Origin of the sequence: uncultured Haliea sp. (genome assembly GCF_963973825.1) — a bacterium.
Lineage (GTDB): Bacteria > Pseudomonadota > Gammaproteobacteria > Pseudomonadales > Halieaceae > Haliea.
Map to the genome: position 1 here is coordinate 63,953 of NZ_CAXBAE010000006.1, position 11,661 is coordinate 75,613.

The 11,661-nt window shown below is 64.1% G+C and carries 11 protein-coding genes; 4 read left to right on the forward strand and 7 right to left on the reverse strand.

Translation table 11 applies throughout. The features are described 5' to 3' along the window. Positions 1-7: 7 nt before the first annotated feature. Entirely contained in the window at positions 8-550 is a 543-nt protein-coding gene (locus tag AACZ17_RS09020; protein WP_290737659.1) for a DUF924 family protein, read from the reverse strand. A 36-nt stretch (positions 551-586) separates the two neighbouring features. Next, a complete protein-coding gene (locus AACZ17_RS09025) occupies positions 587-1,375 on the reverse strand; it encodes a class III extradiol ring-cleavage dioxygenase (RefSeq protein ID WP_290737661.1) in 789 nt (262 codons plus the stop codon). 274 nt (positions 1,376-1,649) lie between these two features. Here AACZ17_RS09025 and AACZ17_RS09030 point away from each other — a divergent pair, with 274 nt between their 5' ends. Then, the gene (locus AACZ17_RS09030) at positions 1,650-1,775 is read left to right on the forward strand and encodes a hypothetical protein (protein WP_290737664.1); all 126 of its coding nucleotides are present in this window, start codon (positions 1,650-1,652) and stop codon (positions 1,773-1,775) included. 15 nt (positions 1,776-1,790) lie between these two features. Beyond that, complete coding sequence (locus AACZ17_RS09035; RefSeq protein ID WP_290737667.1) at positions 1,791-3,053, forward strand: cytochrome P450; 1,263 nt, start codon at positions 1,791-1,793, stop codon at positions 3,051-3,053. Between the two features lie 24 nt (positions 3,054-3,077). Here the strand turns inward: AACZ17_RS09035 and AACZ17_RS09040 are convergent, their stop codons facing one another. Then, entirely contained in the window at positions 3,078-4,727 is a 1,650-nt protein-coding gene (locus AACZ17_RS09040; RefSeq protein WP_290737670.1) for a mechanosensitive ion channel family protein, read from the reverse strand. 177 nt (positions 4,728-4,904) lie between these two features. Then, a complete protein-coding gene (locus AACZ17_RS09045) occupies positions 4,905-6,125 on the reverse strand; it encodes an argininosuccinate synthase (protein ID WP_290737673.1) in 1,221 nt (406 codons plus the stop codon). A 127-nt stretch (positions 6,126-6,252) separates the two neighbouring features. On the opposite strand from AACZ17_RS09045, the gene pyrC reads away from it, so the two are divergent. Then, the gene (gene pyrC / locus AACZ17_RS09050) at positions 6,253-7,305 is read left to right on the forward strand and encodes a dihydroorotase (RefSeq protein ID WP_290737676.1); all 1,053 of its coding nucleotides are present in this window, start codon (positions 6,253-6,255) and stop codon (positions 7,303-7,305) included. Continuing rightward, positions 7,302-7,937, forward strand: a complete 636-nt coding sequence (rnt, locus tag AACZ17_RS09055) for a ribonuclease T (RefSeq protein WP_290737679.1) — start codon at positions 7,302-7,304, stop codon at positions 7,935-7,937. The genes pyrC and rnt overlap by 4 nt, the downstream gene beginning before the upstream one ends. A gap of 64 nt (positions 7,938-8,001) precedes the next feature. Here rnt and AACZ17_RS09060 read toward each other — a convergent pair whose 3' ends face one another. The 3 genes from AACZ17_RS09060 to AACZ17_RS09070 form a co-directional block, all read right to left on the reverse strand. Beyond that, positions 8,002-10,152, reverse strand: a complete 2,151-nt coding sequence (locus AACZ17_RS09060) for a TonB-dependent siderophore receptor (protein ID WP_290737682.1) — start codon at positions 10,150-10,152, stop codon at positions 8,002-8,004. Between the two features lie 113 nt (positions 10,153-10,265). Continuing rightward, complete coding sequence (locus tag AACZ17_RS09065) at positions 10,266-10,688, reverse strand: hypothetical protein (RefSeq protein ID WP_290737685.1); 423 nt, start codon at positions 10,686-10,688, stop codon at positions 10,266-10,268. Then, positions 10,685-11,641 carry a 2OG-Fe(II) oxygenase family protein gene (locus tag AACZ17_RS09070; RefSeq protein WP_290737688.1) on the reverse strand — a complete coding sequence of 319 codons (957 nt, stop codon included), beginning with the start codon at positions 11,639-11,641 and terminating at the stop codon, positions 10,685-10,687. Before AACZ17_RS09070 ends, AACZ17_RS09065 begins: the two co-directional genes overlap by 4 nt. Between the last annotated feature and the right edge of the window lie 20 nt (positions 11,642-11,661).

Genomic DNA, 11,661 nt, shown 5'->3' on the forward strand with positions numbered 1-11,661 from the left:
CGGGGCGCTAGAAACTGGAGCCGGGTTGGGTGAGGAACTCCCGCTCCTCGGCCGTGGACTCGCGGCCCAGAATGGCATTGCGGTGCGGGTAGCGACCGAAACGGTCGATGATCTCCTTGTGCCGCAGCTCGAAGTGGTGGTTGTTGGCCGGCGCCCAGGCCTTGAACAGTGGCTCTGCGGCCTCGTGGATCAGTCGTGATTCGCTGTGCATGTAGGGCATGAGGAGAAAACTGCGCTGGTCCGGCTCGAGCAGTGCCAGTGCGCCGCCGGCCACTGCCTCCTGCGCCAGGCCCAGCGCGAGCGGATCCTGCGCAAAGGCACCCGGTGTATTGCGAAAGATATTGCGGGAGAACTGGTCCAGCACAATCACCTCGGCAAGGCGCCCAGCTGCACTGGCCCGCCAGGGCGCCAGCTCACAGCGCGCGGCCTGCTCCAGCGTCGGCAGAAAACGTTCGCCGATGCGGGTGTCCAGCGCGGCATCCACCGCCCACCACTGACGCGGCTCCAGCTCCTGAAACCAGAACGCGAGGATATCCTCAGGCGTTACCATACCGGCCTCCCCGTGCCTACCTGCCCCTGCCCCACACTACCAGGCAAAACAACTGCCCTGCATGCCCATGGCGCCGAATCGCCAGACCCGCGTCGCCGGCCCCGGCGCCACCCCGGCACACACCAGCAGCGGCAACAGATGCTCTTCCCGCGGGTGGCAGAAACGGGCGTGGGGTGCACTGTCCCACTGCAGCAGGCGCGCCTCGCGCTCCGCATCGTCCAGCGGGGCCTCGGCCAGTGTGTCGACCAGCCAGTCTTCAAAGGCACGGTTGCGGGTGTAGAGTGCCGGCTCCCTCTGGCCGAAGAAGGCCTGCACGTTGTGAAATGACGAGCCTGAACCAATCAGCAGCACGCCTTCGCCGTCCAGCGCCGCCAGCGCTCGCCCCATGCGCAAATGCGCTTCCGGGTCCATCGACGCCAGCAGGGAGAGCTGAATGCAGGGAATATCGGCGTCCGGGTAGAGGATTTTCAGCGGCACGAACAGGCCGTGATCAAAACCACGGCTGGCATCCCCTCGCGCCACCAGCCCCGCCCCTTGCAGCGCGGCCAGAACCTCCTGCGCCAGCGCCGGATGCCCGGGGGCCGGGTACTCAATGGCGTAGGATTCCGGTGGAAAGCCGTAGTAATCGTAGAACAGGTCGGGGGCAGCGGCTGTCGTCACCGCAGGCTGCGCGGCTTCCCAGTGCGCACTTGCAACAATGATCGCGCGCGGGCGCGGCAACTCGCGGGCAATGCGCTGCAGGGTAAGCACCAGCTCTGCGTGCCCGGGGTCGCCGAGTAAGGGCAGCGGCCCTCCACCGTGGGAAATGAACAGGCGCGTCAACACCCCATCATTCCCCCTCACCGCGGCAACCAGGCAATTGCCGAGTGACCTGGTGCAACGCTTGAACTGTATGCGGCCATGGCCCGCGACCTCGCTCGTCAGCAGGTTTTTCGTGTTCGATTGTGACAAGCGCACCGGCCGCTGTCATGCGTGCGCGGGGTAAACGGTGCATTTGGCCGACAAACCGTATTGTGGCCATAAATGACCCTTCCGAACCCCCCGTGTTTTGGCATACTGCCGCGCATTGAATTTCAAATCATCACAGGAGAGCACCCGCATGCACTGTATGCCAACCGCATTCGCGCGCGCCCTCACCGCCTCGCCACTGGAGGACATCAGGAGCCTGCTGGATGTGGGCCTGGTGATGAAAGGCGGCAACATCCACAAACATCAACTGCGCTAACAACAGGAGCTCAACGTGACCGGTGCCAGCCAGCAGCAAATGCCCCCCTTCAAGCCTGCCGACGTACTCAATGCCCATATCATGGGCGACGAGCGCAGCATGTACGCGCTGTTCGATTATCTGCGGGCCAACGACCCCGTGGCCCGTGTGGAACACCCCGACTATCTTCCCTTCTGGTCGCTGTCGCGCTATGACGACATCAAGCGCATCGGCAGCGAGAACGACCGCTTCCTCAGTGCGCCGCGCACGGTACTGATTCCAACGGTGTTTGAAGAGGCCCTGCTGGACCGCTTTGGAACGCGCAACGGCCTGGAAACGCTGATTCACATGGATCGGCCCAAGCACCTCAAGCTGCGCAAGGTCACCCGGGAGTGGTTCCTGCCCCGCAGCATCGAATCACTGCGTGCCGAAGTGCAAGCGCTGTCGAAAGAGTTCGTCGACAAGATGCAGGAGATGGGGAGCGAATGCGACTTCGTCCGCGACATCGCCCTGCTGTTTCCGCTGCGCATCATCCTCTCCATCCTCGGCCTGCCACGCGAGTCCGAGGCCACCATGCTCAAGCTGACGCAGGAAATGTTCGGCAGCCAGGACCCGTCCCTGCAGCGCGCTGACAGCCAGACCGCGGGGCTGGACGTGCTGAACGATTTCGGCGCCTATTTCAGCGAGGTCATCGAGGACCGCAAGAAGAACCCCCGAGACGACCTGGCGACGGTGCTCGCCAACGCCCAGGTGGATGGCGAGCCGATGAACGTGCTCGACCAGGCCAGCTACTTCATTATCACCGCGACGGCCGGCCACGACACCACGTCCGCGGCGATCGGCGGCGGCATGAAGGCACTGCTGGAACATCCCGACCAGCTTGAACTGTGGCGCGAACAGCCGGAGCTGGACATCGGCGCCGCCAAGGAGATTATCCGCTGGGTATCACCGGTGCGGCACATGGTACGCACTGCTACCGAGTCGCTGGAGTTGCACGGCAAGCAGATCAACGCCGGTGACAACATCGCCCTCTGGTACCCGGCCGCCAACCGCGACCCGGAAGCCTTTGATCACCCGAACCGCCTCGACCTGTTGCGCGACCCCAAGCAGCAACTCGCCTTCGGCTACGGCTCCCACATGTGCCTGGGGCAGCACCTGGCCGCACTGGAAGTGAGCTGTTTCTTCCGGGAGTTACTGCCGCGACTGAAAGACATGCAGTTCAACGGCGAACCCGAGTGGGTCAAGGCCATTTTCGTCGGCGGCCTCAAGTCCATGCCGGTGCGCTATAGCCTGCGCTGATCCGACGGGCCGGCATGGCCCGCCTCAGCTCTGCTCCGGTGCCCTCGCGGGTGCCGGATACCAGTCTTCCGGGGCCACCACCTTGGGCACTTCCGGGTCCCGCTCGTAGTGTGGCGACATGATCTGCACCCCGTGCTCGTTGAACACGTCCTGGATGTTCGCGTGCAAGTCGCTGTAGGTTTGCAGCATGCGCGTGGCATCCCGGCAGTACGCATTGAGCTGGTAGATGACGGTGAAATCGCCCATCTGCGTTTGCAGCACGAAGGGCGCGGGGTCGGCTTCGAGTCCGCCGGTGCGCGCCGCCGCCATCAGTAACATGGCCTCCACCTGCCGCCAGGGTGCGTCGTAACCGATGCCGACATCGGTGTGCAGGATAACGCCCTTCTCGCGGGCAAAACTGCTGTAGTTGACCACGGTGGAGCCAAGCACTTCAGAGTTGGGAATGTTCACGTCCTCGTTCTTGGGGGACCGCAACTGCGTGCTCAGCGCCCGCACGTTCACCACTTCGCCCATGTGGTCACCGATACGCACCCGGTCGCCTTCGCGAAATGCGCCGCGATAGGTCAGGCTGTAGCCAGCAATCATGTTGGCGATAAACGACGACGAGCCGATGGAGAACACCACACCAAGAAATATACTCACGCCCTTGAAGGCCTCGGAGTCCGAGCCGGGAATGTAGGGGTAGGCCACCACCAGCGCAAAGGCGATAACCAGAATGCGCATGATGCGATACGTGGGCATGGCCCAGTCGCGATCGAAATTCTCGAGGCGAATGCGGCCCCGATCAACGCGCTCGAAGAACACCTTGGTGGCGCGCAGCACGGCACGAACCACGATAACCAGGAGCACCAGGAAAACGAGGTCCGGTAGCGACTGCAGCAGCCCTGTACCCATTTTCTGCAGCGGGTTGAGAATAAGATGGAACAGATTGCTGGCGAAGGGGCGCGTCCACGGATACAACCCCAGCGACGCATTCAGCCAGCCGAGTACGATGGCCACCAGCGCCAGCGCGCGCGTACCGCGCACCACGCCACCCAGCCAGCTCCAGAGCTGTGCCGCGTCGATAATCCGGTGCGACGCGCGCTCAATGTCCTGGATACGCTTCTTGACGGCCTTTTCAATCAGGCGGTTGAACCAGCCGAACAGTGCTTTGACGGCGTACAGCAATACACCGGCGGCCAGCGTGATGACCAGTAGCAGGCCGGTGCTGGCCAGCAGCCGCGGGTGACTGCGCTCTTCGCGGTAACGGACGACGGCATTCGCAATCCGGTTCATGCTGGCCTCAGCCAGCACGCCCAGTGGGGCCTGCTCGAGTGCGGCATCGGCCGGGTACAGCGTTGCAATACGCTGGCCTGCGATGCGGATGACCACCCTGTCTCCGCCGCTCACCACCTCGCCTGCATGGGCGTCCAGCGTCGGATCATCCGCCAGATTGATTATCGCCTCACGGATACTCGCTGCCCGGTCAGACGCCGGTGCCGCGGAGATGCCCCGCACACGGAACAGGGTTTCACCATCCAGCACCACAGACGCGGTCATGACGCCATCGTCACGCGCGGCCTCATGCAAGAACACCTCGGACGAATAAGCGGCCCCACTGCTACCGGCATCGGCATCGGCCCAGGCCGTAGTGGTGGACAGCATAGACATCAGGAAAAACAGCAAAACACGCATACCGGCACCCGCGACAGATAGACACCCGCACAGGGCGGGTAGATACCCCTGGCTTTATAACCCGGAGTTGCGGCGAGCACCAGAGTCAAACAGGCGCGCGCAACTACTCCGCCAGACGGGTAGCGCCGCCGAGGTCGGTGTCCGGCAACAATGCGACGAACTCTCCCCGCACGGGACTCACGCCGGGTTGCGCCCCTTGTTGGCCGCGATGCGCATGCGCAGCGCGTTGAGCTTGATAAAGCCCTCCGCGTCTTTCTGGTTGTAGGCACCGGCGTCGTCTTCAAAGGTGGCAATGCTGGCGTCGAACAGACTGTCCGCCGACTGACGCCCGGCGAGGATCACGTTGCCCTTGTAGAGCTTGAGGCGCACCTTGCCGTTCACAACGGCCTGGGTCTGGTCGATCGCGGCCTGCAGCATGCGCCGCTCGGGGGACCACCAGTAGCCGTTGTAGATCATTTCGGCATAACGTGGCATCAGGTCGTCCTTGAGATGCGCGACCTCGCGGTCCAGCGTCAGGGACTCGATGGCACGGTGCGCCTTGAGAATGATGGTGCCGCCGGGCGTTTCGTAGCAGCCGCGGGACTTCATGCCCACGTAGCGGTTTTCCACCAGGTCCAGGCGACCGATCCCGTTCGCGCCGCCGACAACATTCAGGCGCTCCAGCACCGTCGCCGGGCTCAGGCGCTCGCCGTCGATGGCCACAATATCGCCGCCCTCAAAATCCAGCTCGATATAGGTGGGGGTATCCGGCGCCGCTTCCGGGCTCACGCTCCAGCGCCACATGTCCTCTTCCGCTTCGGACCAGGGGTCTTCCAGAATGCCGCCCTCGTAGGAGATATGCAGTAGGTTGGCGTCCATTGAGTAGGGCGACTTCTTTTTGCTCTTGCTGTAATCCACCGGGATATTTCGCTCTTCGCAATAGGCCATGAGCGTTTCGCGGGAGGTGAGATCCCACTCCCGCCAGGGCGCAATCACCTTGATGCCGGGCTTCAGCGCGTAGGCACCCAGTTCAAAGCGCACCTGGTCATTGCCCTTGCCGGTGGCGCCGTGGGAAATGGCATCGGCGCCGGTCTCATTGGCAATCTCGATCAACCGCTTGGCGATCAGGGGGCGCGCGATGGAAGTGCCGAGCAGGTACTCACCTTCGTAGACGGTATTGGCGCGGAACATGGGAAACACAAAATCACGCACGAACTCTTCACGCAGGTCGTCGATGTAGATTTCCTTGACCCCCAGGGCCTCGGCCTTGGCACGGGCGGGGGCGACTTCCTCGCCCTGACCGATATCGGCGGTGAACGTGACCACCTCACAACCGTAGTGATCCTGCAGCCAGCGCACGATCACCGAAGTGTCGAGGCCGCCGGAATAGGCCAGAACCACCTTTTTCACATCTGACATAAACTGCTCCGCTTTGAGGCGCCAAAACGCCTATTTTACGCGTGGCAGGGCGGGATTCCCAGCCCGTATTCCCGTGGCCTGCCCTTTACGTTACCATCTCCGCTGACATTTCCTGCCGTGGTTTGCCGTGACTGAACTCTCTCTTCTCCGCCCCGATGACTGGCACGTCCACCTGCGCGACGACAGCGCCCTGGCGCATACCTGTGCCGACATGGCACGCTATTTCGGCCGCGCTATCGTGATGCCCAACCTCACCCCGCCGGTGACCACGGTGGCCGCCGCCAGCGCTTATCGGGAGCGCATCCTCGCCGCCATGGCCGACCTGCCGCGCCGCTTCGAGCCGCTGATGACCCTCTACCTGACCGATGCCACGGACGCTGGGGGAATTCGCCGCGCCGCAGACAGCGACTTCGTACACGCGGTAAAACTGTACCCCGCCGGTGCCACCACCAACTCGGAGGCCGGCGTCGCTGAACTGGACGCCCTGTACCCGACGCTGGAAGCCATGCAGGACGCAGACCTGCCACTGCTTATCCACGGCGAGGTCACCGACCACAGCGTGGATATCTTCGATCGGGAAAAGGTGTTCATCGATCGTCACCTGGCGCCGATTGTGCAGCGCTTCCCAGGCCTGCGCGTGGTACTGGAACACATCACCACCGCCGATGCAGTCGACTTTGTCAGCTCGGCACCGGGCAATGTCGCGGCAACCATCACCGCGCACCATCTGCTGCTCAACCGCAACGACATGCTGGTGGGCGGCATTCGCCCGCACTACTACTGCCTGCCGGTGCTGAAACGCAACACGCACCAGGAAGCCCTGTTGCGCGCCGCCACCTCCGGCAGCCCACGCTTCTTTCTCGGCACCGACTCGGCGCCCCACGCCACCGGGCGCAAAGAAACCGCCTGTGGCTGCGCCGGCTGCTATACGGCGCACGCCGCCCTGGAACTGTATGCCGAGGCCTTCGACGCCGCCGGCGCGCTGGACCGGCTGGAGGGATTTGCCAGCCACTTCGGCGCGGACTTCTACCGCCTGCCCCGCAACACGGACCGCATCACCCTGCGCAAGGCCGCCTGGACCGTACCCACCCAGCTTCCCCTCGCCGACACCCACCTGACCCCACTGCGCGCAGGCGAATCGGTACAGTGGCAGGTGTGCAGCGAGGCCACAGGCCGTTGAGCGACGAGGGAGAACATCGCATTTGCGACCGTTTCCGCGGCTTTCTACCGGTGGTGGTGGATGTGGAGACCGGCGGCTTCGTCGCCGCCACCGATGCCGTGCTGGAAATCGCCGCAACCATTGTACGCATGGATGAGGACGGCAACCTCGGGGTACACCGCACCTGGAGCTTCAACGTAAAACCCTTTGAAGGCGCCAACATCGAACAGGCCGCACTGGACTTCACCGGCATCGACCCCTGGCACCCGTTTCGCGAGGCCATGAGCGAAGAGGACGCCTTCGGTGAATTGTTCCGCATTGTGCGCAAGGAGATTCGCGACCAGGGCTGCAACCGCGCCATCCTGGTCGGTCACAACGCACACTTCGACGCCGGGTTCGTCAATGCGGCCGTAGAGCGCTGCAGCATCAAGCGCAATCCCTTTCACCCCTTCTCGTTTTTCGACACCGCCACCCTGGCGGGCCTCGCCTACGGCCAGACCGTGCTGGCCAAGGCCTGCAAGGAAGCCGGCATCGCCTTCGACAACGCCGAAGCGCACTCCGCGGCCTACGATGCGGAGCGCACCGCCGACCTGTTCTGCGAGATCGTCAATCGCTGGAAAGACTGCGGCGGCTGGATGCCCAGCTACAGCTGAATGCTCGCTGCCTGCCGCGCAGCGCCCATCACCGGACGCACGTCGGGCAACACCTGTGCCAGCCTCAGAAGCGGTAAGTCACACGCGCCACCACAGTGCGCTCTTCACCCGGGAAGCAGTCGCCGCGGGCCAGGCAGGTACCGTAGTACTCCTCCTGCAACAGGTTGCGCAGGTTCAGGGACACCGACGCGCGGGCGAATTCGTAGGCCAGCATCGCATCCACCAGCGTGTAGCCGTCGGTCCTGACCACCACGGGGGTGGGTGCGAACGCGTTGGCGGCAAGGAATGCCGTGCCACTGCTCTCATTACCGCCCGCCATGCGCAGGCCGGCACCGACACTGAACCCGCTCAGGGCGCCGGCAGCCGGGCGCCAGGTGGCCCAGACCGAACCCTGCTCCTCCGGTATGCTGGGGAATCGCGCTCCGTCAGGGCTTTCGGTGTCCAGCACGCTGTAGCTCAGATCCAGATACACATCACCGACCACAGTCTGCGCCTGCACCTCAAAGCCGGTGATGGTGGCGACGCCCTCCTGCTGGGTACTGGCATTGGGCAGGGCGGCGGGATTGGGCAGGTTCGACTGCTCGATGTCGAAATAGGCCGCAGTCAGGTAGCTGCGAGTACCCGGCGGCTGGAACTTGATACCGAGCTCCGTCTGCTCGCCTTCCTGCGGCTGCAGGGGCGCGCTGGTCAACGCGTCGGTACCCACCACAGGCTGGAAGGATTCCGCATAGCTGATATACGGGTTCAGCCCCAGTGCCGTCTTGTACAGTGCACCCACCGCATAGGAGGTGGCATCGTCGCGCTGGGTGACGGCGCCATTACCGGTATCGACATCGTCGTAGCGCAGCCCCGCGGTAAACACCCAGTTACCCACGCTGGATTGCGTGTTCAGGTAATAGCCGATGGCCTCGATGTCGCTGCTCCGCCGGCTGCGCGCCGCGTCCAGCTCAGCGGCTGAAGGCAGCGGGTCAGCACCGTAGACGGGGCGCAGCACATTGAACGTCGTTGGTCGGGAGAGAAACGCGGCTTCCTGCAGGGTGCTCACATCCTGGTAGTTCACACCCACCAGCACCTCGTGGTCGACAGGGCCGGTCTGCAGGTCGAGGCGCGCGCGGGCATCCAGCGCGAACTGCTCGGAGGACGCGGGTGCATCGTACCAGCTGCGCTGCAGCGCCGTGCCGTCCGGCCCCGTGCGCGGATTGCCCGCGCCCAGGAAAGACACCCAGGTCTGCCGGTAGTCTGCCTCGTTATCGCGGTAGCGGGCGGTGCCCTCGAGTGCCAGCCAGTCGTTCATGCGCTGCTCGCCAAACAGCGTTACCGACAGCGACTCGGTGTCATAGCGGTTGAACCCGGGCTCGCCGACATAGCGCGAAGCGGGTACCTCTTCACCGGTACTGCCCGCGCAGATATTCGGCTCCGAGATACTCACGTTGCCACTTGCGCAGCCGCTGACCGACAGCGGCAGGAACTGGTGCGCCGTGTCACCCTCGCGCTCGGTGTAGTTCAGCAGCAGACTGTAGCGCGCGCGGTCATTCTCGTAGGTGATGGACGGCGCCAGCACCAGGGCGTCGTCATCCACCACATCCAGCTGGGTGCCGCTGTCGCGGTAGACAGCCACCAGGCGCCCGTTCCAGTCACCGCTCTCGCTGAGGCGCACGCCGATGTCGGCGGCGCCCTGTATACGATCATGGCTGCCGTAGTCCAGCACCAGTTCCCGCTCCATGGCATCCCGGCCGGCACGCTTGCTCACCGTATTGAGGACGCCGCCGGGTGAGCCCTGCCCGTACAGCACGGACGCCGGCCCTTTCAGCACTTCCACCTGCTCCAGGGTGTAGATGTCCGAGCGGGCGTTGTTGTAGTTGCCAAACAGTACCTGGATGTTATCCAGGTACTCGGGCACATCCAGGCCGCGCACACGCGGGAAATCTCCCCGGGTGGAGAAACCGAACGTATCGCCCACCACGCCGGCGGTATAGTTGAGGGTATCGTCCAGCGTCAGCGCGCCGCGCTCGAGAAACTCCTCCGCGGGAATGACGGCGACCGAACGTGCGGTTTCCAGAATGGGGATATTCGACTTGGTGGCCCCAAAGGTCGACAGTTTACCGGTGACAATCACGGTCTCCAGCGCTGGCTCGCTGTCGGCAAGCGCGGCAGGCGCGGCGAATGAGAGGATTCCGCTGGTGGCGAGGACGAGGGTATTGCGTGGGCGAAACATAGAAACACACCTTAATTGATAATACGAATGATTCGCATTACAGCATAAGGCCTGCTTCGGCTGCAAGCGGCAGCCGCAATATTGTCATTGCGCGCCCAGTCAGGGCAGGCGCCTCACGGCGCCACGTTGATACCTCGCTCGTCGAACCAGCGTTCGTCCAGCACCCAGCGCACCGCACTGACCTCCGGATGGGTCTGCACCAGCTCCGCCGCCCGCGACTGCAGCGCCACCAGCCTGTCCTGGGCCGCCATCATGTCCGCGTGCTGCACATCCTTGCCCTGCAGGGCGGGAAAAGCACTGTGCAGGAAACGCATGACCGGCACCTGCGCCGAGCGCGGGCTGCTGACAAACGCCACTCCGTTGTTAATGTCCCGGACGGTAAACTGATAGGGGTAGGCCGCCAACTCCGGGTCTGCGGCGAGCCACGCATTAATCTCGGCCACGCGCCCGTCACGGTTCAGCCACCAGGCCACCGCCACGGCGGCCAGCAGCGCGAGCAGTAACATCACATAACGGCGGGTGAAGGTATCCATCATGGATGTTCCGCCGCCGTCACCGCCGGTGCCCCGTCACACCGGTAGTGGCTGATCTGCACTTCCTCACCGTAATCCCCGAAATCGCCCAGCGCACGCAACCCGCGAAACTCCTGCCACGGGATGGCGCGATAGCAGGCCGGCGAGACCGGCGACACCAGGCCGGGCAGCGGCTCGATCAGCGCGTGATAGCCCGGGTTGAGGAAGTAGGCGATGCTCAGCCGCGACTGGCCCTCACTGGCACGCACCCGGTGCAGCGGCGCCCGGTACCGGTCGTTGGCCGCCACCTGCAGCATGTCGCCGATGTTGATCGTCAACGCGTCCGCGACCGGCACCACATCCACCCAGACACCGTTCTGCTGCATCTGCAGCCCGGCCACGCTGTCCTGCAGGAGCACGGTCAACACACCGGCGTCCGTGTGCGGACTGATGCCGAGCGGCCCCGGCGGGACACCCTGCCCCGCCAGCAGGTCGTCAACCGGGTAGTGGTTCAGACGCAGAAAGCTGCTGTGGTCCGGCTCGAGTTGCTGCAGCATGCTGTCGGGGGACAGACCCAAGCCTTCACAGAGCAGGGCCGTGAGGCGCAGTGCCAGTGAGTGACATTCCGCAGCGAAAGCCGTCAGTGCAGGGCGCAGGCCGGGCATCTCCACCGGCCAGGGCGTTTCCTCACCCGGCGCGAAATCGAAAATCTCTTTGCGATCACGCAGGTTTTTGGTGAGCTCCCGGTCGTAATAACCGAAAGGATTCTCCCGCGTGCGTGAGACGGCGCGCTTCACCGCAGGGTCGCAGGCGAAAAAGGCCGCCGCCCTGGCCAGGGTATCGAGCTTCAATGCAGCGATCGGGCCGCTGTTGACCACGTGGAAGAATCCCGGATCTGCAGCGGCCTGCGCCAGCTGGGCAACAACCGCGCCGCGCGGAGCGGCGAGGTCAATCACGGGAACATCATTCACGAACATGGACCATGGTCTCCGCACGG

Bases quoted from the DNA above. Each gene is read 5' to 3' on its own strand.
- AACZ17_RS09030 (WP_290737664.1), top strand. From the start codon at position 1,650: ATGCACTGTATGCCAACCGCATTCGCGCGCGCCCTCACCGCCTCGCCA.
- AACZ17_RS09020 (WP_290737659.1), bottom strand. From the start codon at position 550: ATGGTAACGCCTGAGGATATCCTCGCGTTCTGGTTTCAGGAGCTGGAG.
- AACZ17_RS09070 (WP_290737688.1), bottom strand. From the start codon at position 11,641: ATGTTCGTGAATGATGTTCCCGTGATTGACCTCGCCGCTCCGCGCGGC.
- AACZ17_RS09060 (WP_290737682.1), bottom strand. From the start codon at position 10,152: ATGTTTCGCCCACGCAATACCCTCGTCCTCGCCACCAGCGGAATCCTC.
- AACZ17_RS09045 (WP_290737673.1), bottom strand. From the start codon at position 6,125: ATGTCAGATGTGAAAAAGGTGGTTCTGGCCTATTCCGGCGGCCTCGAC.
- AACZ17_RS09065 (WP_290737685.1), bottom strand. From the start codon at position 10,688: ATGATGGATACCTTCACCCGCCGTTATGTGATGTTACTGCTCGCGCTG.
- AACZ17_RS09040 (WP_290737670.1), bottom strand. From the start codon at position 4,727: ATGCGTGTTTTGCTGTTTTTCCTGATGTCTATGCTGTCCACCACTACG.